Source organism: Embleya hyalina (assembly GCF_003967355.1).
Lineage (GTDB): Bacteria > Actinomycetota > Actinomycetes > Streptomycetales > Streptomycetaceae > Embleya > Embleya hyalina.
The window spans coordinates 210349-236464 of the sequence record NZ_BIFH01000030.1 but is presented as its reverse complement, the minus strand read 5'-3'; the positions used below and the strand labels follow the sequence as shown (position 1 = coordinate 236464).

At 70.3% G+C, this 26116-nt stretch carries 21 protein-coding genes; 10 read left to right on the top strand and 11 right to left on the bottom strand.

The window, feature by feature from the left end; all coding sequences use genetic code 11:
* Positions 1-62: 62 nt before the first annotated feature.
* Complete coding sequence (locus EMA17_RS33310; RefSeq protein WP_126640887.1) at positions 63-839, top strand: hypothetical protein; 777 nt, start codon at positions 63-65, stop codon at positions 837-839.
* 81 nt (positions 840-920) lie between these two features.
* Here the strand turns inward: EMA17_RS33310 and EMA17_RS33305 are convergent, their stop codons facing one another.
* The 4 genes from EMA17_RS33305 to EMA17_RS33290 all read right to left on the bottom strand — a co-directional run bounded on the left by EMA17_RS33305 (position 921) and on the right by EMA17_RS33290 (position 2282).
* Entirely contained in the window at positions 921-1184 is a 264-nt protein-coding gene (locus EMA17_RS33305; RefSeq protein ID WP_126640886.1) for a type II toxin-antitoxin system RelE family toxin, read from the bottom strand.
* Positions 1177-1446 carry a type II toxin-antitoxin system Phd/YefM family antitoxin gene (locus EMA17_RS33300; protein ID WP_126640885.1) on the bottom strand — a complete coding sequence of 90 codons (270 nt, stop codon included), beginning with the start codon at positions 1444-1446 and terminating at the stop codon, positions 1177-1179. Before EMA17_RS33300 ends, EMA17_RS33305 begins: the two co-directional genes overlap by 8 nt.
* A 310-nt stretch (positions 1447-1756) precedes the next feature.
* Positions 1757-2020 carry a type II toxin-antitoxin system RelE family toxin gene (locus EMA17_RS33295; protein WP_126640884.1) on the bottom strand — a complete coding sequence of 88 codons (264 nt, stop codon included), beginning with the start codon at positions 2018-2020 and terminating at the stop codon, positions 1757-1759.
* Complete coding sequence (locus EMA17_RS33290; RefSeq protein WP_126640908.1) at positions 2013-2282, bottom strand: type II toxin-antitoxin system Phd/YefM family antitoxin; 270 nt, start codon at positions 2280-2282, stop codon at positions 2013-2015. The genes EMA17_RS33295 and EMA17_RS33290 overlap by 8 nt, the downstream gene beginning before the upstream one ends.
* A 359-nt stretch (positions 2283-2641) precedes the next feature.
* On the opposite strand from EMA17_RS33290, the gene EMA17_RS33285 reads away from it, so the two are divergent.
* The 4 genes from EMA17_RS33285 to EMA17_RS33270 all read left to right on the top strand — a co-directional run bounded on the left by EMA17_RS33285 (position 2642) and on the right by EMA17_RS33270 (position 11289).
* Positions 2642-6421 (top strand): DEAD/DEAH box helicase, encoded by a 3780-nt coding sequence (locus EMA17_RS33285; protein WP_126640883.1) that lies wholly within the window; start codon positions 2642-2644, stop codon positions 6419-6421.
* 83 nt (positions 6422-6504) lie between these two features.
* Positions 6505-7734, top strand: a complete 1230-nt coding sequence (gene xseA, locus EMA17_RS33280; RefSeq protein ID WP_126640882.1) for an exodeoxyribonuclease VII large subunit — start codon at positions 6505-6507, stop codon at positions 7732-7734.
* Between the two features lie 541 nt (positions 7735-8275).
* Positions 8276-10990: an immune inhibitor A domain-containing protein gene (locus EMA17_RS33275; protein WP_126640881.1), complete on the top strand. Its 2715-nt coding sequence runs from the start codon at positions 8276-8278 to the stop codon at positions 10988-10990.
* Positions 10991-11019: 29 nt separating this feature from the next.
* On the top strand, positions 11020-11289 hold the full coding sequence (locus tag EMA17_RS33270; protein ID WP_126640880.1) for an exodeoxyribonuclease VII small subunit: 270 nt from the start codon (positions 11020-11022) through the stop codon (positions 11287-11289).
* Positions 11290-11460: 171 nt separating this feature from the next.
* Here EMA17_RS33270 and EMA17_RS33265 read toward each other — a convergent pair whose 3' ends face one another.
* Positions 11461-14214: an immune inhibitor A domain-containing protein gene (locus EMA17_RS33265; protein WP_246127056.1), complete on the bottom strand. Its 2754-nt coding sequence runs from the start codon at positions 14212-14214 to the stop codon at positions 11461-11463.
* A gap of 369 nt (positions 14215-14583) precedes the next feature.
* Positions 14584-15108, bottom strand: coding sequence for a DUF4245 domain-containing protein (locus EMA17_RS33260; protein ID WP_281290557.1), 525 nt, complete (start codon positions 15106-15108; stop codon positions 14584-14586).
* Between the two features lie 216 nt (positions 15109-15324).
* On the opposite strand from EMA17_RS33260, the gene glpX reads away from it, so the two are divergent.
* Positions 15325-16356: a class II fructose-bisphosphatase gene (gene glpX, locus EMA17_RS33255; protein ID WP_126640878.1), complete on the top strand. Its 1032-nt coding sequence runs from the start codon at positions 15325-15327 to the stop codon at positions 16354-16356.
* Positions 16357-16541: 185 nt separating this feature from the next.
* On the top strand, positions 16542-18578 hold the full coding sequence (locus EMA17_RS33250) for an MFS transporter (RefSeq protein ID WP_126640877.1): 2037 nt from the start codon (positions 16542-16544) through the stop codon (positions 18576-18578).
* Between the two features lie 7 nt (positions 18579-18585).
* Here the strand turns inward: EMA17_RS33250 and EMA17_RS33245 are convergent, their stop codons facing one another.
* Positions 18586-18870 (bottom strand): WhiB family transcriptional regulator, encoded by a 285-nt coding sequence (locus EMA17_RS33245; protein ID WP_126640876.1) that lies wholly within the window; start codon positions 18868-18870, stop codon positions 18586-18588.
* A 196-nt stretch (positions 18871-19066) separates the two neighbouring features.
* On the opposite strand from EMA17_RS33245, the gene EMA17_RS33240 reads away from it, so the two are divergent.
* Positions 19067-19531, top strand: a complete 465-nt coding sequence (locus tag EMA17_RS33240; protein WP_126640875.1) for a MarR family winged helix-turn-helix transcriptional regulator — start codon at positions 19067-19069, stop codon at positions 19529-19531.
* 66 nt (positions 19532-19597) lie between these two features.
* On the opposite strand, the gene EMA17_RS33235 is transcribed toward EMA17_RS33240, so the two are convergent.
* Genes EMA17_RS33235 through EMA17_RS33220 form a run of 4 tightly spaced genes read right to left on the bottom strand, consistent with a single transcriptional unit; the run spans position 19598 to position 23713 of the window.
* On the bottom strand, positions 19598-21256 hold the full coding sequence (locus tag EMA17_RS33235; RefSeq protein WP_126640874.1) for a fumarate hydratase: 1659 nt from the start codon (positions 21254-21256) through the stop codon (positions 19598-19600).
* A 59-nt stretch (positions 21257-21315) separates the two neighbouring features.
* The gene (locus EMA17_RS33230) at positions 21316-22029 is read right to left on the bottom strand and encodes a hypothetical protein (protein ID WP_126640873.1); all 714 of its coding nucleotides are present in this window, start codon (positions 22027-22029) and stop codon (positions 21316-21318) included.
* Positions 22026-22697, bottom strand: a complete 672-nt coding sequence (locus tag EMA17_RS33225; RefSeq protein ID WP_246127055.1) for an RNA polymerase sigma factor — start codon at positions 22695-22697, stop codon at positions 22026-22028. Before EMA17_RS33225 ends, EMA17_RS33230 begins: the two co-directional genes overlap by 4 nt.
* Positions 22698-22735: 38 nt before the next feature.
* Positions 22736-23713, bottom strand: coding sequence for a DMT family transporter (locus EMA17_RS33220; RefSeq protein ID WP_126640871.1), 978 nt, complete (start codon positions 23711-23713; stop codon positions 22736-22738).
* 176 nt (positions 23714-23889) lie between these two features.
* Here EMA17_RS33220 and pdxR point away from each other — a divergent pair, with 176 nt between their 5' ends.
* Positions 23890-25281, top strand: coding sequence for a MocR-like pyridoxine biosynthesis transcription factor PdxR (pdxR, locus tag EMA17_RS33215; RefSeq protein ID WP_126640870.1), 1392 nt, complete (start codon positions 23890-23892; stop codon positions 25279-25281).
* A 10-nt stretch (positions 25282-25291) separates the two neighbouring features.
* Positions 25292-26113: a DUF1707 SHOCT-like domain-containing protein gene (locus EMA17_RS33210; protein WP_246127054.1), complete on the top strand. Its 822-nt coding sequence runs from the start codon at positions 25292-25294 to the stop codon at positions 26111-26113.
* The last annotated feature ends 3 nt before the right edge of the window (positions 26114-26116 follow it).

The following is a 26116-nucleotide window of genomic DNA, read 5'->3' as shown; positions in this document are numbered from 1 at the left end:
ACTGGACGGGATCAGACGCGTGTCACGCGCAGTGGTCGAGGTTCGCCTCGGAGGGGGAGACCGTGGCAAAACTGAGGGCGCCACAGCTGCCGGATGGGCCCATGCAACGGCTGAGTGAAGAGCTGCATGCGCTGCATCGGAAGGCCGGATTTCCGTCGACGCGTGAACTGGCCCGCAGGACGAACGGGATCGGTAGTCACGGGCGCGTGCACGACCTGTTCTCAAAGCCGATGCTCCCCGACTGGGGTTTCCTCGCTCTGGTCGTTCTGATCCTTGCTCAGGATATTACCGGCCTGGAACCCGAGCCTGAAGTTGCTCGGTTCCACATGCTGTGGGATGAAGCGGCAATTGGAGAGCAGAAGGATGTGTCCAGCGATAGTACTGAAGGCGTTAGGACGACTGACGCTACCGATAGAATACCGGCTGCCTGGGGCGACGACGTAACTCGTGCGTTTGCAGATCACGAAGACGCTGTAAAGCAGGCAGCTTCGGCTCACACTACTCAGCCGATAAACTCTTCGAGGAGACCTTGGGCGCCACCCCATGCGGCTTCCCTGGGCGCCAGAAGGAATCTAGGGCGCTGCCTGTACTTCTTGTACGTCGATGCCGGCACGCCAACGTTCGCCGAAGCAATCGCTGCCATGGGGCTCGCGCCGAACACGCGCGAGACGCTGCGCAAGAACTTCATGCGGCCTGAAAATTTCTCTCTCAACATGCTGCACAAGTTTGTTAGGGCACTGTCGGAGATGGCGCCCTATCAGGATCCCGAGCACATGGTTCCTGTCATCACGGCGCTTTGGAACAGCGCTCGGTGGGAACGGAGTAGTGAGACCGAATAGCGCCCGCATGTAGATGGAGAAGGCTAAAGGTTTGCCTCTGCTGGCCCTGTGCTGGATGTTCAGGCGCTGGATCAGTCGGGATCAGGTGTCGTAAACGGTGGAGCGATGCCCGACGTGGACGACCCACACCACGAGCTCTCCCTTGTCGATCGTGTAGACGACCCGGTAGTCGCCGACCCGCAGTCGACGGCGTTCTGGCTGTGACACGAGCGCGGTGGTGTTAAAGCCGAGGGGGTCGCTCTCCAGTTCGGTCAGCTTGGTCAGGATGCGTAGGGCCATGTCGCGAGGGATCTTCCGGAGCTCGGCCTGTGCCTCTGGCCGAAAGACGGTTCGGTACTCACTCACCGCGCGCCAGCGTCTCCCTCATGATGTCCTCCATCGGGATGCCGGGTGCCGGGTTGGCCATGCGTTCGTCGATGATCCGGTTGATCTCGCGTTCTTCCCATTCCTGGTACTTGCGCAGCACTTCGATGGAAACGACGGCGGCAATCTGCTTGCCCCGTCGGGTGATCACGGTGGGCATGTCATCTCGATCAGCGCGCTCCACGACCTCGGCAAGATGCGCCCGTACGTCGCGGATGGACTCTATGGGTAGTGGCTGCGTCATGCGCTCAAGTGTACTGGGTGTGCCATGTGTACACAATCTGCTCCAGGTGGCGGGTTGTGCCATACCGGATGAGCCGGGTGACTCGCGACCGTGCTGGATGGGAGCTGGATAGCCACTTCCAGTACTGCGTTTACGCAGGTGGGAGCGCTGTACCGCAGGTTCCGCTTCAACGTGTGATCGATTCGCTACTTCACGCGAGTTGATTTCGCAAGCGTGCAGGTCGGAAGGGGTCGGCTTCTCCAGGAGCCGACCCTTTCGCCGTCACCGTGCTGGATGGGTGCCGGAAATTCCGATGCCGGATCGGCCGACATCAAGTGTCGTAGCCGGTGGAGCGGTATCCGCCATGAACGACCCGAACCACCAGCTCCCCGTTGTCGATCGTGTAGACGACGCGGGAATCGCCGAGTCGCAGGCGGCGACGCTCGGGCCGGGATACGAGCGCCGTGGTGTCGAAGCCGAGAGGGTCGGTCTCCAACTCGGTCAGCTTGACCAGGATGCGCAGTGCCATCTCGCGAGGGATCTTCCGAAGTTCTGCCTGTGCCTCGGGGCGGAAGACGGTTCGGTACTCACTCACCGCGCGCCGGCGTCTCCCTCATGATGTCCTCGATCGGGATGCCGGGTGCGCGGGTGGCCATGCGCTCGTCGATGATCCGGTTGATCTCGCGCTCTTCCCACTCCTGGTACTTGCGCAGCACCTCGATGGAGACGACGGCGGCGACTTCCTTGCCGCGGCGCGTAATCACCGTGGGCACGTCGTCGCGGTCAGCGCGCTCCACGACCTCCGCCAGGTGTGCGCGCACGTCGCGGATGGACTCCACGGGCAGTGGCTGCGTCAGGTACTCATAGGTACCGGGTGTCCCATGTGTACACCACGCGCCGCCGTGGCGGGACAGGCGTTCCTCGTGGTCGCGCGTGCCGGAGGTGCTGGATACGCGGATGGGAAGGGGTTCGACTCTTCGGGGTCGGACCCCTGGTGCCTCCCGGGTCGGGATGTCACCGGGAGATCGGTGTTCGGGCTCCGTGCAACGTCCCGTGAACGTGGCGCAACGGGCTTGCGCGCAAACGTGATTGCGCATCTTCCGGCTCTGCTACGGTGCCCCGGGATCGGCGATCTCGGGGGGAACGCGTGGGGGCCGTCAATCGATCGAAGGGCGAGCGGCGGCGTCAGGCGCGGATTCTGCGTTATTGGCGAGCCGTGGAGTATTTCTCCCCGCCCAAGGTCGATCCGGTGAATCCACGCAAGAACCTCTTCGCCGTGCGGCCGAACCGGCCGCTGCCGTGGGAACCCGGCTCGGAACTCGGTCGCACGCGGTCCCCGTCGAAGCTGGTGTGGCAGCACACCGTCTACGCGGGCATCTTCGCGATCGACAAAGTACGTGACGTCCTGTTGCGGGCGTTCCGGGCGCCGGAGTCCGAGGAGGATTTCGACGGCCGGATCGGTGGCGACAGTGCCTTGCTCTGCTTCACCGTGAACCAGGACGGGCTGCTGATCAAGGACAGCGCCACCCTGTCCTCGTGCGCCTGGGCGGTCGGGCAGACCCTGGATCCCGGGCCGCAGCACGGACAGTGGCTGGCCGGTTTCGACGAGTACGGCACACAACTGCTCCAGCGGCTGCTGGACCTCGGCGACGGAAAGATCGACGTCGATCCGCGGCCTGTGGCGGGCTCCCCCTCGGCGCCTTCGGCGCTCGGTCCCGTCGCGGGGCTGATGTCCCGCCTCGTCGTCGGCGCGGCGAAGGCCGGGCTCGGGGCGGCGGCCGGCGCGGTGGGCGGCGGACCGGGGCCCGTGGCGGGGGCATTGGCCGCGCAGGTGATCGAGCAGGTCGGCGGTGAGTCGATCGATGCGGCCGCCTCCCGGTTCGGCGACGGCACCGACGGCGACGGCGCGGCATCGGACGGTGATACGCGGGAGGAGTCGGAGGGGCCTCCCGCCGAGGTGGGCACGAAGGTCCTGGACGTGTACGACCTGGCCGCCGTCACGCGGTGGGTGGCCGAGCAACTCGGCGTCGCGGCAGCGCTTCGACCCGACGCGATCCGGATCAAGAGCTATCAGGTCTCGGCCCGGCACGCGGACGAGGCGGGCGGCGACACCTTCCTCAACAGCTTCTACGCCGACGACCTGGAACGCGTCGCGAACGTCCTCGGGTCCGGAACGGCCGGTACGGCCCTGCGGGACTACCTGAGGGCCGAGGCGGATCTGGACGCGATGAACCGCTTCGACGTGCGACGCCTGCCCGAGGTCGTGCTGGACGGCGTGCAGCCGTCGGGCATGCCCCTGGGTCGATGGCCGGCGGACAGCGACAAGCCGCTCGTACTCAGCCAGCAGTTCGCGGTCAACCGCATCCTGACGAGTCTCGGGCAGGACGAGGGCCGCGGGCTCTACGCGGTCAACGGGCCACCCGGAACCGGCAAGACGACCATGCTGCGCGACCTGATCGCGGCCCTGGTGGTGCAGCGGGCCGAACGATTGGCGGCCCTGAAACGGCCGGAGGACGCCTTCGCCGAGAAGCCGCGCACCTGGCGCACGGAGGAGACGGCCGGCAAGACCTACCCGCGCACCATCCACCCCCTGATCCCCGAGCTGACCGGCTTCGAGATCGTGATCGCTTCCTCCAACAACGGCGCGGTGGAAAACGTCACGCTGGAAGTCCCCGGGGCACGGGCGATCGGCGACGCATGGCAGGGACGCGCCGACTACCTCGCCGGGCCGGCCAGCCTGGCGCTGGAGGAGGAGGCCTGGGGCGCGATCGCCGCCCGCCTGGGACGGCGCAGCAATCGCTCCGACTTCGTCCAGCGCTTCTGGTGGGGCGAGCAGGCCAAGGGCAATGGCAAACCGGGGCCGCGGCCGGGACCGGAAGCGAGCGAGGAACGACCGCTCCTGGGCCTGCAGAAGATGCTGCAGCTGCAGAGCGATCATCTACAGGGTGGACAGCGCTCCTCGTTCGCACCGAACACCGCGGACGCCCCGGATACGAACACCGATGCCGACACGGTGGCGCCACTGGGTCGGGAGACCTGGAAGCAGGCCGTCCGGCGCTTCACCCGGGCCCGCGAGCGGGTACGGAAGTCGGCCGCGGAGCGGCAGGCGATCGCGGACCTGCTCGCCCGGCTCGCCGGCCCCGACGCCCTCCTGGACGAACTGGCGACCCGCGAGTCCGGCGCCCATGACACGCTGCTGCTCCTGCGGCGGGAGCAGCAGCGCATCGAGGGCGAGCTCGCCGACCGCCGAGCGGCACTCGCCCGCCGGCGGAACGTGATGTCCGCCGAGCGCACCCGACTCGACCTGGCGCATGCGGCGGTCCGCCACGGCGAGGAGGGCGTGCGGACGGCGGAGGCGGAACTGCGCATCCACGACGCGGGCAGACCCGGCCGATTGCGGAGACTGGTCAGCCGTGAGCCGATGCGGCGCTGGGAGGCCGGACGTCTGCCGCTCGAGGCGGCGGTAATGGCCGCGGACGCCTTCCTCGCGGAGTTGGAATCCGCCCTGGCCACGCGACACGCGTCGCTGCGCTCGGCGCAGGGGAGTGTGGACCACGCACAAGCCGCGATCACGCGTACCGAGATCCGGCTGAACACGTGCGATCAGGCCCGTGAGCGGCAGGTCGCCACCACCGCCGAGGCCGGTCGGCAGGTGGCTCTTCGGCATCGCGAACGGGAGGAGGAGCAACGTTCGTTGGCCGCGGCCAGGGAGCGTTGGGGCGACCGCGTACCGGGCGCCGAATGGTCGGCGGCCCTCGACGACCGGAACGCCATGGAGATCCGGGAGCGGTCGGCGCCCTGGATGGACGCCGAGTTCGCCGAGGCGCGCTCGGAGCTCTTCCTCGCGGCCCTGGATCTGCACCGCGCGCTGCTGGCCGGCGCGCCCGACCGCATGCGCAAGAACCTCCAGGCCGTGATGGACGTGGTCAGCGGTCGGGCGCCGTCGGACCTGCCCGCCGAAACGGTGCTCGCCGCCTGGCAGTTGTTGTTCCTCGTGGTTCCCGTGGTCTCGACGACCTTCGCGTCCGTCGGCCGAATGTTCGCCCCGTTGGGCAGCGAGGCCCTGGGGTGGCTGTTCGTCGACGAGGCCGGTCAAGCCGCCCCACAGGAGGTGGTCGGCGCGTTGTGGCGTGCCCGCCGCGCCGTCGTCGTCGGCGACCCGTTGCAGCTCGAACCCGTGGTCACCCTCCCGTGGACGGGCCAGCGGCGCCTGGCTCGACACTTCGAGGTGGACCGCCGGTGGGCCCCGGCCGCCACCTCGGTCCAGGCCCTCGCCGACCGCCTCAACCCGTACGGCACCTGGCTGAGGGACCACGAGGGTGAGGACATCTGGCTCGGCTCTCCCCTGCGCGTGCACCGCCGCTGCGATCGCCTGATGTTCGACGTCAGCAACAAGATCGCCTACGACGGGATGATGGTCTACGGAGTGAATCGGGACCAGGACGACTTCGTGCTCGCACAGCGCAGTGTGTGGTGGGACGTTCGAGCCCTGCCGGGCGAGGAGAAGTGGAACCCGGAGGAAGGGAGGGCCCTGGAGATCACCCTCGACCGGATCCGCACCCGCATCGACGAAGCGATCCGGCAGGAGTGGCTGTACTCCGACGAGGTATCCCCGGGAAGCGCCGCGGGAGGCGATCACGCCGCCGAGCAGAAGCGTCGCCTGAACGAGTCGGTCTTCGTCGTCAGTCCCTTCCGCGACGTCGTCCACGGCCTCGGCAAGGTGGTGGGCGGATCTCTCACCGCCAAGCGCTACGGCACGGTGCACACCACCCAGGGCAAGGAAGCCGACATCGTGATCCTGGTACTGGGCACCGGCGCCGGCCAGGTGGGATCCCGAAACTGGGCCGCCCAAAAGCCCAACCTCCTCAACGTCGCCGTCACCCGCGCCCGCCGACGCCTGATCGTCATCGGCGACCTCGCCGCCTGGTCGCGCCACCGCTACTTCAAGGACTTGGCCCAACACGAACTGATCCACAGATGGACCCCGGAGCGCTGAGCGGACGCCGGGACGCCGATCGATCCCGTGGGTGGTGGCGGCCGTCGCGGGGTGGGGGTGGGTGGGGTGGGTAGCCTCTCGGGATGGGTCTTACGACGTCTGCCGATGCGCCACTGCCCGTGGCCGAGATCTCGCGACTGATCGGGGGGTGGATCGATCGGCTCGGGGATGTGTGGGTGGAGGGGCAAATCACGCAGTTGAGTCGGCGGCCGGGGGCCGGGGTGGTGTTCTTGACCCTGCGGGACGCCGAGCAGGACGTGTCGATTTCGGTGACCTGCTATCGGAAGGTCTTCGACGCGGTCGGGGACATCGTGGCCGAGGGGTCGCGGGTGGTCGTGCACGCCAAGGCGGACTGGTATCGGGCGCGCGGGACGTTGTCGTTGCGGGCGGCGGAGATTCGGCCGGTGGGCATCGGGGAGTTGTTGGCCCGGCTGGAGCAGTTGAAGCGCTCGCTGACCGCGGAGGGGTTGTTCGATCCTCGGCACAAGCGGGCGTTGCCGTTTCTGCCGCATCGGGTGGGGTTGGTTTGTGGGCGGGCCTCGGCGGCCGAGCGGGACGTGTTGGAGAACGCTCGGCGGCGGTGGCCGGCGGTGCGGTTCGCGGTGCGGAACGTGGCGGTGCAGGGGGTAAGCGCGGTTTCGCAGGTGGTTGCGGCGGTCCGCGAGTTGGACGCGGATCCGGATGTGGATCTGATCGTGGTGGCTCGTGGGGGTGGCAGCGTCGAGGATTTGCTGCCGTTCTCGAGTGAGGAACTGGTGCGGGCCGTCTTCGCGTGTACGACGCCGGTGGTGAGTGCGATCGGGCATGAGCCGGACTCGCCGCTGCTGGATCTGGTGGCCGACTTTCGGGCGTCGACGCCCACGGACGCGGCGAAGCGCATCGTGCCGGATATTCGCGAGGAGTTGCACCGGGTGCACCAGGTGCGCGATCGGGGGCGGCTCGCGTTGCGGGCGCGGTTGGATCGGGAGTACCAGGGGTTGCGGGCGGCGCGTTCGCGGCCGGTGTTGGCCGATCCGCGGCGGATGGTGGACCTGCGGGCGGAGGAGGTGGCCGGGCTGGTGGAGCGCTCTCGGCGCACGCTGCGGCACCTCCTGGAGCGGGCCGAGAGCGACCTCGCGCACACGCGGGCGCGGGTGGTCGCGTTGTCGCCCGCGGCCACGTTGGAGCGCGGGTACGCGGTGCTGCAGCGGGCGGACGGCCACGCGGTGCGGGATCCGGGCGAGGTGGCGGCGGGCGAGGCGCTGACCGCGCGGGTGGCTTCGGGGCGGTTCGACGTGGTGGTGGCGGACGGTCCTGCGGTGGACGGTGGGTGACGACGCCGGTCCTCAGGCGCCGGACGGGCTGGGATGGGTGGCTCACGCGATCACGCCTGCCGGGGCCGGCCTGCGGCCCGCTTGTCCTCAAGCGCCGGACCGGCTGGCGGGGTACGGGCCCGAGCGGACCGGCTGCGGTAAGAGGGTGCCTGGCCCGAGTGTCCTCAAACGCCGGACGGGCCGGGATGGATGGCCCACGCGATCACGCCTGCCGGGGCCGGCCTGCGGCCCGCTTGTCCTCAAGCGCCGGACCGGCTGGGGGGTACGGGCCCGAGCGGACCGGCTGCGGTAACGGGGTGCCTGGCTCGAGTGTCCTCAAACGCCGGACGGGCTGTGGGGGTGGGTGGGGTGTGGGGATGTCGGGGCTTGGGCTTCCTCGAACGCTCGGACCGGCTGGGGGTGTCGGGCTTGGGGGCCTCGGGTGTCGGGGGGGTGTTGGGGTCGGCTGTGTGGGTGTTGTGGTGGGGTTGGGTTGGCCCATTTGTAGGACAAGACGTCGGATTTCACTCGACCGGCCGGTGAAGCGGCATATTTTGCGCATGTGTTGCGTCATCTGCTGGCCGCGTCCGCGTTGTTGTTCACCGGTGTCGTCACGTCCTCCGTGGCCCGCGCCGACGACGACTCGCCCGCGCGGTGGAATCCGTCCGTCGCCGACTCCTATGTGAACTACGTTGCGCCGAGGGATCCGTTGCCACCCGATGTGCCGCCGGAGGTGCGTGAGCGGGCGTTCGCGGCCGAGCGGCGGGCGCGGGAGTACGACCGCAAGTTCGCCGCCGGGAATCCCGTCGCCGCGCGCCGGCTCGCGCGGGCCGAGGCGGTCGCCGCCCGGACCGGGGTCAGTCCTCGGGCCCAGGAGGGCGCACCGCACCGCGAGGCCCGGCTCCTGACCCTTCTCGTCGAGTTCGACGAGCACGCCGACGACGACTTCTCCGGGTTCCGCCGGCCCACGAGCGTGGCCGATCCGACCTGCGTGACCGAACCGCCGGGCACCGTCAAGAACGGTCCCCGGCACAATCTGCTCCCGGATCCGGCGGCCGGCGGCCGGGACAACAACACGCTGTGGGTCGCGGACTTCGGCAAGGATCACTACGACCGGATGCTCTACTCCGACCGGGGCATCACCGAGCGCGTCCGTCCCGACCTGACCGGTCCCGACGGCAAGCCGGGCATCGACCTCTCCGGCCTGAGCATGCGCTCGATGTACCGGGAAATGTCGCACGGCTCCTACTCGATCGGCGGCGAGGCGGCCGGCTGGGTGACCGTCCCGCACTCCGAGGCCTGGTACGCCGCCGGCCACTGCGGCGCGATCCGCCAGGACAACGGCGGCAGCCCGCGGAACCCGCGCGGGGTAAGGCAGTTCGTCACCGACGCGGTGGACGCGCTGGCCGCCGCCCGGCCCGACTTCCCGTGGGCGGACTACGACAAGGAAGACCCGGGCGACGCCGACCACGACGGCAACACCCAGGAGCCCGACGGCGTGGTGGACCACCTGGTCCTGGTCCACGCCGGCAAGGACAAGTCCGCCGGCGGCGGCGCCGAGGGCACCTACGCCATCTGGGCACACGCCTCCACCGTGCTCTTCGGACACCAGGTCCCCGGCAGCAACATCAAGATCGCGAACTACATCGTCCAGCCCGAGGACTCCGGAGTGGGCGTCTTCGCCCACGAATTCGGCCACGACCTCGGACTCCCCGACCTGTACGACAACTTCAGCGGCGGGGACACCGACGTCGACTTCTGGGATCTGATGTCCTCCGGATCGCACGCCGGCCCGCTGTTCCAGACCATGCCCGCGCACATGGGCGCGTGGTCGAAGTACGTGCTGGGCTGGATCGATCCCCCGGTCGTCCCGGTCGGCGGCGCCCCCTCCACCGTGCTGCTCGGCGCCGCCGCCGCCCCGCCGCCCGGCACCCGCGACGCGGTCCGGGTGAACCTGCCCGACGAACGTGTCCGGATCGGCACCCCGCACAGCGGCACGCACATGTGGTACTCGGAGCGGGACCAGGAATGGTCCGACGCCCGCCTCGTCCGCGACCTCGCGGTCCCCACCGGCGGCCCCGCGACCTTCTCCATGTGGAACGACTACACCATCGAAAAGGACTGGGACTTCGGCTTCGTCGAGGCCTCCACCGACAACGGCGCCACCTGGAAGCAGCTCGCGGTCAAGGACGAGGCCGGCAACCTCGTGAGCACCCCGCCCGACTACCCCGACCCGAACCACAACCTCGCCGAGCTGCGCAAGGCCGACGGCCTGACCGGCACCACCAACGGCTGGCGGCACGACAACGTCGACCTGACCCCGTACGCGGGCCGGAACATCAAGCTGCGGCTGGACCTCGACACCGACGCCGCCTTCATGGAGAAGGGCTGGTTCGCCGACGACTTCACACTCACCGGCGGCCCCGACGGCGCCACGGTGTGGTCCGACGACGTGGAGCGGGGCGACAACGGCTGGACCGCGATCAAGGGCAGCACCACGGTCACCCGCGGAGCGGGCTGGGGGCAGACCTCCGGCGAGGTCGACCGCGAGCAGTACTACCTCCTGGAATGGCGCGCGCCCGTCGGCTTCGACCGCGGCCTGAGCCACGCCTACACCGCCGGACACAGCGACGAACGGGGCGTACAGGTCCGCCGCTTGGGCTACAACGTGCCCGGCATGCTGGTCTGGCTGCGCGACGCCGAGTACCAGAACAACGGCGTGAACTTCAATCTGGGCGCCCCGCCCAGCTACGGCGCCAAGGGCCAGACCCTGCTCGTGGACGCCCATCCCGACCCGCGCCGCTGGACGGGCGAGGCGGCCGAGCACTACACGGCCAAGGGCAACCCGCGGAAGAACCTGGACAGCCGCGCCCAGTCCGCCGACGCCGCGTTCGGCTTCGCCCCCACCCCGACGTTCGTCGCGTGCCACTCCAACGGCGCGTGGTGCCAGGACTTCGCCGCCCGCGAACCGGTCCGCGCGTTCTCCGACGCGCGCGGCTGGGCGCCGGGCGTGGAGTACGTCGACGGCGCGCCCGTGGATCGCTTCACCGACGGGTCGACCGTGGTGCCCGCACGCGGGCCGTACAGCACCCGGGTGGTCCTTCCGGACGGCTCGCCCGATCCCGAGCACCACGGCGTGCCGTACAAGGGCTCCGTGCTCGGCGACGGCGATCCCGGCCCCACCCTCGCCTACGGCGCCTCGGCCACGCTCGTGAGCCCGGCCGGGCGCGACCCGAACCGCGGCGCCGCCGTGCGGGTCACCTCCGCCCGCCCGTGACCCCGACACCCACGAACTAGGCTGGCGCCATGAGCGAGCAGCAGACCGCATCCGTGCCGGAGGACGAGGCGCCGGCCTACGAGCAGGCCCGTGACGAGCTGATCGAGGTCGTGCGCCGCCTGGAGACCGGCGGCATCACCCTGGAGGAGTCGTTGGCCCTGTGGGAGCGCGGCGAGCGGCTCGCCGTGGTCTGCGAGCAGTGGCTCGACGGCGCCCGGGCTCGCCTGGACGCGGCGGTCCGCGCCGAGCGCGCCGGCGCCGACGGCGCGCCGGACGAGTCGGGCGAGCGGGACGACTGACCCGCCGACCAACCCGACACGAGGCGACCGGCACGGCGAAAGGGGCGCTCCCACTCGGGAGCGCCCCTTTCGTCCTACGAATCCCACGGATCCACCGGATCCAACGGATCCACCGGACCTACCGATTCCACCCCCACGCGACCGTCACTCGACCGTCACGCGCGGAGGAACCTACTTCTGCGCGGGCAGGATCCAGACCACCGCACCGGAGCCGCCCGGCAGCGGGAGCACCGGCAGCGCGGTCACGCCGTAGCCCTTGTCGAAGCCCGGGTTGCCCGTGCCCAACTCGGAGCCGTGGAACAGCTTGCCGAACGCGTCCTTGTCCAGCGTGCCGTCCGCCTTGGTGACCTTGGTCGTGTACGGCGCCTTCGCCGGGACCACGGCCGAGCCGTAGCGGTCCTTGGGCAGCGCGCGACCCTTGTACATCTCGGTGCCCGGCGCCCAGCCGACCGTGTCGGTGAACAGCGTCACCGGGTTCTGCGCCCCGAAGGAGGTGCAGTACTTGGTCCCGGGGATGCAGTCCGTGAACGGCGTGGTCTTGGTGAAGCCGAACGCCGCGTTGGCCGACTGCGACCGGGAGCCGAGGTTGCCGAACACGTTCTTCGACTCGATGCCCGGGCTGTTCGGGTCGGGCTTGGGGAACTGCGCCGCGGCGTCGCCGGAGAAGCGCAGCGGGTCCGGGTGCGAGTCGACGATCAACAGCTCACCCTTCGGACCCCACGAGGGCCCGTTGTTGATGTTGAAGTTGACGCCGTTGTTCTGGTACTCGTTGTCGCGCAGCCACACCAGCATGCCCGGCGCGTTGTACGGCACCCGGTTGGTCTTGCCGTTCTCGCCGGCGGTGTACGCGTACTTCAGGCCCTCGTCGAAGCCGGACAGGTTGCGCCACTCCAGCAGGTAGTACTGCTCCCGCTCGAAGGTGCCGTTGGTCCGGCCCCAGCCCTCGCCCTTGGTGATCGCGTTGGTGCCCTTGATCGCGGTCCAGCCGTTGTCGCCCTGCTCCACGTCGTCGGACCACACCGTGGTGCCGCCGTTGGTGAGCGAGAAGTCGTCGGCGAACCAACCCTTCTCCATGAAGGCGGCGTCGGTGTTGAGGTCCAGCCGCAGCTTGATGTTCTGGCCCGCGTACGGGGTCAGGTCCACGTTGTCGTGCCGCCACCCGTTGCTGGAGCCGGTCAGACCGCTGGTCTTGCGGAACGTGGCCAGGTTCTTCTGCGGGTCCGGGTAGTCCGCCGGCGTGCTGACCAGCGCGCCCGCCTCGTCCTTGACCGCGAGCTGCTTCCAGGTGGCGCCGTTGTCGGTGGACACCTCGACGAAGCCGAAGTCCCAGTCCTGCTCGATGACGTAGTCGTTCCACATCCAGAACTTCACGTCGGAGCCGGCCGGCACCGCGATGGCGCGCTCGATCCGGACGTCGGACCAGGCCTGGTCCTGACCGGAGTACCACATGCCGTTGCCGCCGTGCGGCTTGCCGACCGCGACCTGCTTGTTCGGCAGGTTGACCCGGATGCCCCGCGAGGTGCCCTTGGGCGTCTTCGCGGCCTGACCCAGGGTGGCGACCTTGGGCCGGTCACCGACCTTGACCAGGTCCGGGGTCAGCCAACCGAGCGCGTACTTGTCCCAGATGCCCATGTGCGCGGGCTGCGACTGGAACAGCGGGCCGGTGTGCGAACCGGCCGACATCAGGTCCCAGAAGTTCAGGTCCGTCTGCCCGCCGCTGAAGTTGTCGTACAGGTCGGGGAGTCCGAGGTCGTGGCCGAATTCGTGGGCGAAGACGCCCACTCCGGAGTCCTCGGGCTGGACGATGTAGTTCGCGATCTTGATGTCGCTGCCGGGGACCTGGTGTCCGAAGAGCACGGTGGAGGCGTGTGCCCAGATGGCGTAGGTGCCCTCGGCGCCGCCGCCGGCGGACTTGTCCTTGCCGGCGTGGACCAGGACCAGGTGGTCCACCACGCCGTCGGGCTCCTGGGTGTTGCCGTCGTGGTCGGCGTCGCCCGGGTCTTCCTTGTCGTAGTCCGCCCACGGGAAGTTCGGCTGCGACTTCGCCAGCTCGTCGACCGCGTCGATGGCCAGCTTCTGCGCGCCGAGCGGGTTCTGCGGGCTGCCGCTGTTGTCCTGCTGGGCGTTGCCGCAGGCACCCGCGCCGTACCAGGCCTCGGAGTGCGGAACCTTGATCCAGGAGGTGGCCTCGCCGGAGACGGAGTACTTTCCGGCCGACATCTCCTCGTACATGTTGCGCATGGTCTGGCCCGCGAGGCTGATGCCCGGCTTGCCGTCCGGCCCCTTGAGGTCGGTGCGCATGCGCTCGGTGATGCCCTCCTTGGTGTAGAGCATCTTGTTGTAGTGGGCCTGGTCGAAGTTCGGCACCCACTGCGTGTTGTTGTCGTTCGGGTTCAGCGCCGGGTTGGGCAGCTGGTTGTGCAGCGGCCCGTTCTTCACCGTGCCGGGGGGCTCGGTGACACAGGTCGGGTCCGACACGCTGGTCGGGCGCTTGTACCCCGAGAAGTCGTCGTTGGCCTGGTCGTTGAACTCGACCAGGACGGTGAGCAGCTTCGCGTTCTGCTTGGCGTCGGCGGGCTTGCCGCTGCGCTCGGCCTTGATCTCGGCCGGGCTCTTGCCCGTGCGGCTCGCCTCGGCCTCGAGCTCCTTGAGCTGGGCGGCGGCGCGCGGGTTGCCGTCCGAATTCTTGCGCTTGGTCGCGGCGTTGCGCTCGTTCTGCGCCTTGAGCGCCGCCGCCTTGGCCGGATCGTCCGGCAGCGCGCTGGTGTCGATCGCCGCATCGACGGAGTTGACGTAGTGGTCCTCGGGGCCCGGGTTCCACACCGCCTTTGTGGTGTCCACGCGCGTAGGCGTGGCGGATGTCGAGGGCGCGGTCGTGGCCGCGAGGCCGGTGATCGCCAGCGCGGACACGGACAGCAGTGCCACGCGGCGCTTCACCCGCCGGACGCCTCGGGGCGGCGTCGCAGCCCTCCCGGGTATCAATGGACTCAACGTGCTCCCCTTTCCGACCGGGGGGCCATCCCCCGGACGCAAAGCGACGCCGCGCGGGATCTGATCAAGCGCACACGGCGTCGGGACGGCTCGGAAAGCCCGGTGGACCTGTGCCGGCAACCATCGGGTCACGACGGCGCCGACGCATGTTCGACCGGGCTTCCGGACCCTAGGGGCGGGAGCAACGAACGGGGCAGGGGAGGACGTTGGGTCTTTACAAAAGCTTTACAAGCACCTGCGCAACATGTGCACTGGGCCGCCCGAATCACCCCGATACGTCGGACGGATCTCGCGTATTTCGACTCAGACGCCGGCGGGACGCAGGGATGCGGCGAGAACGGTCAAATCCTCGAAAGTCGCGTTGCCCGTGACCATCGTGGTGACGCCGTCGCGCACCCGGACCAGCGAGCGGTACTTGGGGCCGTCGTACGCCTTCCACTGCTCGCCGGCCACGTCGCGATCGCCGATCGGTCGGCCGCGCTTGCCCTTGTCCCGGACCAGTTCGTCGCTGAAGCCGTTGCTCTGCTCCACCGCGGCGTACTTCTCGTCGGGGTTGATGAACCCGATGTGCCACTTGGTCTGGTTGCGGTCGACGCCCTGGTAGTCCACCGAGGTCGCCCGCCAACGCTCGTCCAGGCCCTGCGGGGCGAGCAGCGGGTACGGGGCCACCCGGGCCGCCTGTCGGAACGACGTCTCGTAGGCCACCCGACGCACGGGATCGCTCTCGTTGTGCGGAGCCACCAGGAACAGCGCACCGACCACCAGGCCACACGCGCCCAGGGAAAGAACCATGTCTCGAACGGTCTCGCGACCCGACTTCCTCGCCACCCGAACATGGTCGCATTGCCCGCCGGCCGATTCCGCACGGCCTACCCGCACCGATAACACCGCCCACCGATAACATCGGGGCAATCCCGTTGGAACCAGTCCGGACCCGGGCCACGCGATCGCCGTGCCACCCGCACCCGATGGCGAACACGGCTCCGGGGGATCAGGGCACCCCTCGTGGTTACGGACCGGTTCCCCTACAGGAAGGCCCGCCGCATGACGGACCAATCTGTACCCCCGCAACTCGAAGTCGCGCCGGAGGCTCCGGATCGCAACCTCGCGCTGGAACTCGTCCGGGTCACCGAGGCCGCCGCGATGGCGGCCGGCCGGTGGGTCGGTCGGGGCGACAAGAACGGCGCGGACGGCGCCGCGGTGAAGGCGATGCGCAGCCTGATCCACACCGTGTCGATGAACGGTGTGGTGGTGATCGGGGAGGGCGAGAAGGACGACGCCCCGATGTTGTTCAACGGCGAGCGCGTCGGCGACCTCTCCGGGCCCGAGTGCGACGTCGCGGTCGACCCCGTGGACGGCACCACGCTGACCGCGAAGGGGATGAACAACGCGGTCGCGGTGATGGCGGTGTCCGAGCGCGGCAGCATGTACGACCCCTCGGCCGTGTTCTACATGGAGAAGCTGGTCACCGGCCCCGAGGCGGCCGACGTGGTGGACCTGACCGCGCCGATCGCGGAGAACATCCGCCGGGTGGCCAAGGCCAAGCACAGCGCCGTCGAGGACGTCACGGTCTGCATCCTGGACCGCCCCCGGCACGACTCGATGGTCAAGGAGATCCGCGAGGCGGGCGCCCGGATCAAGTTCATCACCGACGGCGACGTGGCCGGCGCGATCATGGCGGCCAAGGACGGCACCGGCGTCGACCTGCTGCTCGGCATCGGCGGCACGCCCGAGGGCATCATCGCCGCCGCCGCGATCAAGTGCATGGGTGGCGTGATCCAGGGTCGGCTGTGGCCCAAGGACGCGGCGGAGCGGGCGAAGGCGATCGACGCGGGACACGACCTCTCGCGCGTGCTGCTGACCGACGACCTGGTGCGCGGCGACAACGTCTTCTTCGTCGCCACGGGGATCACGGACGGCGAACTCCTGCGCGGGGTGCGGTATCGGGCGAGCACGGCGCTCACCTCGTCGCTGGTGATGCGGTCGAAGTCCGGCACGATTCGGCAGATCGACAGCCAGCATCGGCTGGCGAAGCTGCGGGCGTACAGCGCGATCGACTTCGACCACGCGCGTTAGGCCCTTGCGGCCGGGGGATTGACCCCGGCCGTCGACCGAGGTGGCCTCGAACGCCGGCCGGGCCGAAATGGCTCGGTCGGCGTTCGGCGCCGAGACTCGGGGCGTGCGCTTGTCCCACTAATAGGTGCGGATTTTGTACCTGTTTGTGGGGATCCTCCTTGAGCGTCGATCGAGGAGGCCACCGGATGAGCGCGCCGCAGCGCAGGCATGGCAGCAGTCCGGCCGGGGTGGAGGCTGCGCCTCGGCTCGGGTTGGTGTTGACCGGGCTGATGCTCGGGATGTTGGTGGCCGCGCTCGATCAGACCATCGTGTCGACCGCGCTGCCGACCATCGTCGGCGACCTCGGCGGGCTCAATCACCTGTCGTGGGTGGTCACCGCGTATCTGCTCGCGTCGACCGTGAGCACGCCGCTGTGGGGCAAGCTGGGCGACCTGTTCGGGCGCAAGAAGCTCTACCAGGCGTCGATCGTGATCTTCCTGATCGGCTCGGTGTTGTGCGGCATCGCCCAGGGCATGACCGAGTTGATCGCCTTCCGCGCCATCCAGGGACTCGGCGGCGGCGGGCTGATCGTGCTGTCCCAGGCGATCATCGGCGACGTGGTGCCGCCCCGCGAGCGCGGGCGCTACCAGGGCCTGTTCGGCGCGGTGTTCGGGGTGACCTCGGTGGCCGGGCCGCTGCTCGGCGGCTTCTTCGTGGACCACCTCACCTGGCGCTGGGTGTTCTACATCAACCTCCCGATCGGCGCGATCGCCCTCGCGGTGATCGCCGCCGCGCTGCACACCAAGGAGGTACACACCCGGCCGAGCATCGACTACCTCGGCATCACCCTCCTGGCCGCCGGCACCACCTGCCTGGTCCTGCTCAGCACCTTCGGCGGCACCACCTACCCGTGGGGCTCCGGGCAGATCCTCGGACTGGGCGTCGCGGCCGTGGTGTTGCTCGTCGCCTTCGTCGTGGTCGAGCGGCGCGCGGCCGAACCGGTGCTCCCGATGACCCTGTTCCGCAACCGGATCTTCTCGGTGACCGCGGGCATCGGCTTCATCGTCGGCTTCGCGATGATGGGCGGACTGAGCTTCCTGCCGCTGTTCATGCAGGTCGTCAACGGCGCCTCGCCGACCGAGTCGGGCCTGCGGCTGCTGCCGATGATGGGCGGGCTCCTGGTCACCTCGATCGTCAGCGGTCGACTGATCAGCCGGACCGGCCGGTACAAGATCTACCCGATCGTGGGCACCGCCGTGATGGCGGTCGGCATGTTCCTGATGTCGCGGATGGACGAGTTCACCACCACCGCCGCCTCCTCGCTCTACATGCTCGTCTTCGGCGTCGGCCTGGGCCTGGTCATGCAGGTCATCGTGCTCGCCGTGCAAAACGCCGTGCCCTACGCCGAACTCGGCGTGGCCACCGCCGGCGCGACCTTCTTCCGCTCCATCGGCGGCTCGTTCGGCGCGGCCGTCTTCGGCACCATCTTCAACAACCGCCTGGCGGTCCACCTGCGCGAGGCCGCCGCGCGCGGCGAGAGCCTGCCACCCGGCACCGCGCCGGGATCCTCGTCCGCGATCAACCCGGCCGAGTTGAACCGGCTGCCGCCCGCGGCCAAGACCGGCTTCATCCACGCGTACGCGCAGTCACTGCAGACCGTCTTCCTGGTCGCCTCCTGCATCGTGCTGATCGCGTTCCTGTTGTCGTTCCTGCTCCGCGAGGTGCCGCTGCGCGAGGCCACCCGCGAGACCGAGCAGACCCCGTTGATGTCGCCCACCTCGCGCAGTTCGGTCGACGAGATCGAACGGGCGATGGCACAGATGGTGCACCGGGAGAACGGCTGGTCGCGCTACGAGCGCATGATCGACCGCTCGGGCGTGGAGTTGTCGGTGCCGTGCGCGTACGGGCTGGTGCAGGTCGACCAGTTGGGGCCGATCTCGATCCCCGACCTCGCCGTCCGCATCCACGAGCCCGAGGCCAGGGTTCGCCGCTACGCCGACGAACTGACCTTCTCCGGGCACATCGAGCGGCTCGGCGAGGGCACCATGGCGCTCACCGCCAAGGGCCACGAGACGCTGGAGGCGCTGGTCGAGGCCCGTCGGCAGATGCTCACCGAGGTGATGGCGGACTGGTCGCCCGAACAGTCCGAGGAACTGAGCGCGCTGCTGCGCAAGTTGGCCCGGCTGACCACGGACACCCCGCACGACCACATCGTCGGCGAGGCGGACCGGCACCCGGGATGACGGCGGGTCAGTGATGGGCGCGCCGGCGGCGCACCGCCCCACGCTCGTTCGGCGTCAGGCCGCCGCGCACCCCGACCGGGTTGGTCTCGGCCAGGGCGCTCTCCCGGCATTCCAACAGGACCGAGCAGCGTGCGCAGACGCGCTTGGCGTCCTCCTCACGGGCGAGCCGGGCGACCGCGGGCTCCCCGGGGTAGCCGAGGAAGACCTCCCGGTCCACGCTCGCACACGCGCCGGCCGGCGGGGGTGTCCAAGTCGCGCGGACGCTGCGGATGATCTCGATCCGTTCCGTCACGCTGTGCTCCTCACGTCGGCTGGTGGGCTCGGTGGGTGTCGCCTACCCGACGAAATCCCGCGCATGCGCGCCGGCGTGACAAGGCGACGACAAGTAACCACAAGGAAACGTCAAGGAAACCGACAACCGACGACCCCACTTTCCGACCCGCGGGAAACAGCGTCCATGTATTTGATAGCCATGTACTGTTTTCGCCATGAGCACGACGACCGAAGGGGCGACGCCCGGCTTTCTGGTGTGGCGTCTGTCGATGAAGTGGCGGGTGGCGGTGGACCGGGCCGTCGGGCCGGAAGGGCTGACCCACGCGCAATACTCGCTGCTGGCCTCGCTGTACGGCATGGCGCGCTCCGGGCGGCAGCCCAGTCAGCGTGAACTCGCCGACCACACCGGCCTGGAGGCGCTCTACGTCTCGAAGCTGGCACGCACCCTGGAGGGCTCGGGCCTGATCGAGCGCACCCGCGACGCGGCCGACACCCGGGCCGTACGGCTCTCCCTCACCGAGCACGGACGTGAGGTCACCGGGCGCGCGATCGGCATCGTCCAAGAACTGCACGCACGTTTCCTGGCCCCGCTCGGCGGCCCCGGCAGCCCTCGCGTCACGGCGTTCACCGCCGAGTTGGCCGCCCTGCTGGAGACCCCGCTCGACCCCGACCTCGCCTAGGGCGTGACGGCCGCGGCCCGGGTGCCGAACCTGCTCGACACCCGGGCCGCGACGAAGCGACCGGGCTCACGGCCGCCGGTTGATGTGGAAGGTCGGCGTGGTGACGTCGGCGAAGAAGTCCTCACCCTTGTCGTCGACCACGATGAAGGCGGGGAAGTCCTCGACCTCGATCTTCCAGACCGCCTCCATGCCCAGCTCCGGATACTCCAGGACCTCCACCTTCTTGATGCAGTCCTGGGCCAGGCGCGCGGCCGGGCCGCCGATCGAGCCGAGGTAGAAGCCGCCGTGCGTCTTGCACGCGTCGGTGACCTGCTTGCTCCGGTTGCCCTTGGCCAGCATCACGAACGAGCCGCCCGCGGCCTGGAACTGCTCCACGTAGGAGTCCATCCGCCCGGCGGTGGTCGGGCCGAACGAGCCCGACGCGTAACCCTCGGGAGTCTTCGCCGGGCCCGCGTAGTAGACCGCGTGGTCGCGCAGGTACTGCGGCATCGGCTTGCCCGCGTCGAGCAGTTCCTTGATCTTGGCGTGCGCGATGTCGCGCGCGACCACGACCGGGCCGGTCAGCGACAGCCGGGTCTTGACCGGGTACTTGGACAGCTCGGCGCGGATCTCGCTCATCGGCCGGTTGAGGTCGATCTGTACGACGGCGTCGTCGAGGTCGTCGTGCGTGGTCTCCGGGAGGTACTTGGCCGGGTCGGTCTCCAGCTCCTCCAGGAACACCCCCTCGGCGGTGATCTTGGCCAGCGCCTGCCGGTCGGCCGAGCAGGACACCGCGATCGCCACCGGACACGACGCGCCGTGCCGGGGCAGCCGGATCACCCGCACGTCGTGGCAGAAGTACTTGCCGCCGAACTGCGCGCCGATGCCCATCCGCTGGGTCAGCTTCAGCACCTCGGCCTCGAACTCCACGTCGCGGAAGCCGTGCCCCAGCGGCGAGCCCTGACCGGGCAGCGTGTCCAGGTAGCGGGTGGAGGCGTACTTCGCGGTCTTGAGCGCGTGCTCCGCGCTGGTGCCGCCGACCACGATCGCCAGGTGGTACGGCGGGCAGGCGGCGGTGCCGAGCGAGCGGATCTTCTCGTCCAGGAAGCGCAGCATGCTCTGCGGATTCAGGACCGCCTTGGTCTCCTGGTACAGGTACGACTTGTTGGCACTGCCGCCGCCCTTGGCCATGAACAGGAACTTGTACGCCTCGCCCGGGGTCGCGTAGAGCTCGATCTGGGCGGGCAGGTTGTTGCCGGTGTTCTTCTCGTCCCACATGGTCAGCGGGGCCATCTGCGAGTAGCGCAGGTTCAGCTCGGTGTACGCGTTGGCGATGCCGCGCGACAGGTGCTCCTCGTCCCGCCCGTCGGTGAGCACGTGCTGCCCGCGCTTGCCCATCACGATCGCGGTGCCGGTGTCCTGGCACATCGGCAACACGCCGCCGGCCGCGATGTTGGCGTTCTTGAGCAGGTCGAGCGCGACGAAGCGGTCGTTGGCCGACGCCTCGGGGTCGTCCAGGATCCGCGCGACCTGGGCCAGGTGCCCGGGGCGCAGCAGGTGCGAGATGTCGCGCATCGCGGTGCGCGCGAGCAGCCGCATCGCCTCGGGGTCGACATTGAGGAACCGGCGCCCGCCCGCCTCGAACGTGGACACGCCGTCGGCGGTCAGCAGCCGGTAGGGCGTGGTGTCCTCCCCGAGCGGCAGCAGATCCGTGTAGGCGCTGAAGGAGTTCTCAGGGGCGGACATCGTGATCCTCACTCATGCGGTAACGGGGCCTCGTCCAGAGTAGAGCGGCCCCGGATCGCTCACGGCTTCGAGGTCGCCGCCGGGGTCGGGTGGTGCGCACCCGGCGAGTGGGGGCGCTCGTCCTCGTGCCGCGGCGGTGGCACGTAGCCGGGCTTGGGTTCGAGCTCGCACGGCGCCACCGGACCGGCGGCGAGGGCGTAGGACCCGAGGGAACCGGAATGGTCGGTGCCGTCGTAGTAACCCTCGGTGAGGACGAGTGTGGTGCCCGGCGGAATCAGTCCGGGCACCAGTTCGTGCCACCCCTGGCTCGCCTCCTCGAAGGCGGCAGCGCCGGGCCCGTCGCCGTTCGCGGCCGGGATCTCCTTCCGGTGGTAGATCGCGGTGAGGTCGTCGCCCGACATCGGGTGTTCGGCGAAGCGCGGCTCCCGGCACCGCTTGCTCGCCGGCACGTAGTCCACGACCACCGCGACGCCCAGCTCCCGCAGCCGTTGTTCGAGCGCCTCGGGGTTGCGGAACTCGACCACCCGGAACAGGATCCGCCCGTCGTCCTTCCGGATCACCTCGAACGGTCGGGCGCCGGCCGAGGAACCCTCGCCCAGCAGGGGCGCGCCGACCGCGATGCCGGTCGCGAGCAACATCGACGCGGCCAGACCGAACACCGTCCGCCGATTTCGCCCGAACCGCCGGCCGGGCTCGACCGGGGGCGGCATGGTGTCGTCGGCCGCGGCCACCTTCCGCAATTCGTCCAGCAGTCGTTCCTCGAAGGTGCTCATGCCTTCGCCTCCGCTCGCAAAGCCGTGCCGGGGGTGCCCGTCGGGTGGGTCGCGACGCGTGCGCCCGCGGTGCGCCCGCCCTCGCGAGGCACCGGGCGGGTCGGCTCCCGGTCCTGCGTCGGCTCCCCCCTCAGCTCCTCGATCAGCCGCCGTCGCGCCCGGTGCAGCCGCACCCGTGCCGACACCGGCCGGATCCCGAGCGCCGCCGCCGCCTCGGTCACGTCCAACCCGTCGACGCTGACCAGTTCGAGCACCGCGCGATCGGCTTCGGACAGCCGCTCGATCGCGCGGTAGGTGCGACGAGCCGCCGCCTCGGCGTCCAGCCGCTCCTCGATCCGCACCAGGTCGTCGTCGTCGACCAGTCGCCGACCGGCTATCCGCCGTGACGCCTGCTCCTCGCGCGCGGCCCGCCGCCGCTCGCTCGCCACCACGTTGCGAGCCACCCCGTACAACCAGGCCCGCTCGCCACCCGGGCCGCCGCGATAGGTCGCCGCCGTGTCGAGCACGGCGAGGAAGACCTCCGCGGTCAGATCGGCGGCCGCGTGCGGGTCGCCGACCCTGCGGGCCACGAAGCGATTCACCGCGTCGATGTTTCTCCGATAGAACGCCTCCAGGAGGGCCGGGTCGCGAGCGATCCCGGTCACCTCCCGAATGCTTGGCTCGGCCAAGACGCCCTCCTCGGTTCGGTGAACCTCGATGAACACTGTCATCGGTTTGTGGGCGGCGGCTCCGCGGTCGTTGCGGCCGGCGCGGAGAATTCCTCGACCGATCGCCGAGCCGGCTCCCCGTGCTGCGCCGCCGGCTCGTCCTCCTCCGCACGCAGGCCCAGGACCACGCCCACGCCGACCAGGAGGGCGCCGGCGAATTGGCCGATCGTGGGTGTGCCGGTGCCGAGCACCAGGCCGGACAGCGCCGCCGTGACCGGCACCAGGCCCATGAACAGCCCGGCCCGCTCCGGCTCGACCCGGGCCAGTGCCGAGTACCAGAGCAGGAACGCCCCGGCGGTGAGCGGCAGCGCCAGGTAGAGCAGCGCGACCAGTTCGGTGCCCGACGGCATCCGGATCAGGTCCGTGCCGTCGGTGAACGCCCCCACCACCGACATCTGCGGAATCGCCATCGCCGTCGCGTACGCCGCGATCCGCCAGGCACCCAGCCGCGGCAGCAGCGGCACCGCGATCAGCGTGAAGCCCATCTCGCACAGCGCCACGCCACACGCGAACAACAACCCGACCGCCGTCCCGCCGCCGAACCCCTGCACCACCGCCGCCCCCGCCACCACCAGCACCGCCGCGGCGAACACCGACCGACTCGGCCGGCGCCCGCCGAGCAGCGGCGCGACCAGCACGAGCAGCAGCGGCGTCGCGCCCAGGATGCTGCCCACCGTGGCCGGGTCGGCCCGGTCGAGCGCGGCGAACAGGCACAGGTTGAACACCGTCTGCCCGGACAGCGAGAGCAGCCCCAGCCGGACCAGCTCGCGCCGGGTCGGCCGCAGCAGCGGGATCCGACGCACCCGCAGCACCCCGAACAACACCAGCGCGGCCAGCGTGTAGCGGAGCATCTGGCCGCCGGTCACCGGATAGTCGCGCAACACCGCGGAGACGCCCGCGGCGGCGCCGATCAGCCCCTGTGCGGAGGCCGCGCACAGCAGACCGATCGAGCGGGGGGACATCGAGGAGAGCGTCATGTGCCGTAACGTTAGGAAGCCGGTGGAGCCCTCGGCAGAGCCACTTCCGCCCCGAAAAACCGGACCACTTCGGGGCGGCGGGCCCACGACCTCCCACCGGGGCGAACCCACGACCCTCCCCTGCCGGGCGGGCCGCGACCGCCCTCCCCTCCCGGCCACCCCAGGGCAGGCACCCCATGCGCGAACTCCTCGTCCACCTCGACCGATCCGCGGGCCGCCTCGGCGCCCAGGTGCAGTCGGGCCTGCGCGAGGCGATCCGCTCGGGCCGGCTGCCCGCCGGATTCCGGATGCCGTCCACCCGCGCGCTCGCGGAGAGCCTGGACGTCTCCCGGGGCATGGTCGTCGACGCCTACGAGCAACTGGTCGCCGAGGGCTACCTGGTCTCCCGACACGGCTCCGGCACCCAGGTCACCGCCGCCTGCACCGCGCCCCAGCCGACCGCCGCGCCCGATCCCGGCGCGGCCGTCCCGATCACCCACGACCTCAAGCCCGGGGTGCCCGACCTGTCCGCGTTCCCGCGCTCCGCGTGGCTGGCCGCGACCCGGCACGTGCTGAACACCGCCCCGCACCGCGCGCTCGGCTATCCCGGCCCGTCCGGCGCGGGCGAGTTGCGCGCCGCGCTGGCCGACTACCTGGGCCGGGTCCGGGCCGCGCAGGCCCGGCCCGAGCACATCGTGGTGGTCAACGGCGTCGCCCAGGGCCTGTCCCTGGTCTCCCAGGCGCTGCGCCGACTCGGCCGGGACGTGCTCGCGGTGGAGGACCCCTCCAGCGACCGGCAGCGCGGCATCTTCACCACCCACGGCCTGGCCGTCGCCTACGCCCCCACCGACGCCGAGGGTGTCGACGTCGCGGCGCTGGCCCGCACCGGCGCCCGGGCGGTGCTGGTCACCCCGGCGCACCAGTACCCCACCGGCGTGGTCCTGTCCCCCCGCCGCCGTGCGGCCCTGGTCGACTGGGCCCGCACGCACGACGGATTGATCGTCGAGGACGACTACGACGCCGAGTTCCGCTACGACCGCGACCCGGTCGGCTGCCTCCAGGGCCTGGCGCCGGACCGGGTGGTGCACCTGGGCTCGACCAGCAAGGCGCTCGCGCCCGGGATGCGACTGGGCTGGGCCGTCCTGCCCGCACCGCTGATCGAGCGGATCCACGACCTGAAGACCAACGCCGACCTCGGCTCGGCCACCCTCCCCCAGCTGACCCTGGTCCGGATGCTGGCCACCGGCGCGTACGAGCGGCACCTGCGGGCGATGCGCGCGCACTACCGCGCCCGCCGCGACGCGGTGGTCGAGGCGCTGGCCGAACACCTGCCGGCCGCCCGGGTGCACGGCGTCGCCGCGGGCATCCACCTCTACGTCGAACTGCCGCCCGGCTCCGACGAGTCGGCCACGGTACGCCGGGCCGGGGCGCTCGGCGTGCGGGTCGAGCCGATGGCCGACCTGCGCGCGTTCGCGACCGGCCCGCCGGCGGTGATCATCGGTTACGCCGGGTCGTCCCCCGACCGGCTGCGCGAGGCCGTGCGGCTGCTCGCGCGGTCCGTACTCCCGGCGAATGCACCCCCGGGCTAGATTTGACCTCGTGGACACCAGCCCAGAGCGTCGATCCCAACCGCCCACCCCCGAGCTGCGGGCGTCCGACGCGGACCGCGACCGCTACGTCAACGTATTGCGCGACGCGCTCGCGGAGGGCCGCCTGACCGCCGAGGAACACGCCGAACGGGTGGACGCGGCGCTGGCCGCGAGGACGGTGAGCCAGCTCGAACCGCTGATCGCCGACCTCCCGGCACCCGCCCCGATCGGCTACGAGCCGGCCGCGACCACGTCGGTGTCGCCGAAACCCGCCCGGTCGAACATGTTCGCGTTCTGGAGCGGTTCCACCCGCAAGGGCCGCTGGCGCGCGGGCGGGAAGCTGAACGCCGTCGCGGTGATGGGCGGGGTGGACATCGACCTCACCGACGCGGTGTTCGACGAACCCGAGCTGGTGATCCGGGTGTTCACCATCTGGGGCGGGATCGACATCAAGATCCCGGAGGGCGTCACCGTGCGCGACCACGGGTTCGGCTTCATGGGCAGCTTCGACGTCCACGAGCAGTACACCGACGACCCGCGCGCACCCGTCGTGGTGGTCAAGGGCCTCGCCGTGATGGGCGGCGTGTCGGTGCGGGTCAAGCGGCGCAAGGAACAACGCGAGCGCAAACGCGAGACGCAGGCGGAGCGCGTTCGCGAAATGGAGGCGGAGCGCGTTCGCGAGACGGAGGCGGAGCGCGTCCACGAGCTGCCCCCGGAGACCGAGTACCGCCGCGAACTCGACCGGGGCCGCGAGCGCGAGCGCGACATGTTCCGCAAGGAGGAGCCCGTCCGCCGCGAGGACCCCCTCCGCAAGGACCCGGACCGCGACTGAGCC

Excerpts from the sequence above, each read along its gene's own strand:
- EMA17_RS33300 (WP_126640885.1), bottom strand. The coding sequence starts at position 1,446 with ATGACGCAGCCACTACCCATAGAGTCCATCCGCGACGTACGGGCGCAT.
- xseA (WP_126640882.1), top strand. The coding sequence starts at position 6,505 with ATGGGTCTTACGACGTCTGCCGATGCGCCACTGCCCGTGGCCGAGATC.
- EMA17_RS33270 (WP_126640880.1), top strand. The coding sequence starts at position 11,020 with ATGAGCGAGCAGCAGACCGCATCCGTGCCGGAGGACGAGGCGCCGGCC.
- glpX (WP_126640878.1), top strand. The coding sequence starts at position 15,325 with ATGACGGACCAATCTGTACCCCCGCAACTCGAAGTCGCGCCGGAGGCT.
- EMA17_RS33250 (WP_126640877.1), top strand. The coding sequence starts at position 16,542 with ATGAGCGCGCCGCAGCGCAGGCATGGCAGCAGTCCGGCCGGGGTGGAG.
- EMA17_RS33240 (WP_126640875.1), top strand. The coding sequence starts at position 19,067 with ATGAGCACGACGACCGAAGGGGCGACGCCCGGCTTTCTGGTGTGGCGT.
- EMA17_RS33235 (WP_126640874.1), bottom strand. The coding sequence starts at position 21,256 with ATGTCCGCCCCTGAGAACTCCTTCAGCGCCTACACGGATCTGCTGCCG.
- EMA17_RS33230 (WP_126640873.1), bottom strand. The coding sequence starts at position 22,029 with ATGAGCACCTTCGAGGAACGACTGCTGGACGAATTGCGGAAGGTGGCC.
- EMA17_RS33220 (WP_126640871.1), bottom strand. The coding sequence starts at position 23,713 with ATGACGCTCTCCTCGATGTCCCCCCGCTCGATCGGTCTGCTGTGCGCG.
- pdxR (WP_126640870.1), top strand. The coding sequence starts at position 23,890 with ATGCGCGAACTCCTCGTCCACCTCGACCGATCCGCGGGCCGCCTCGGC.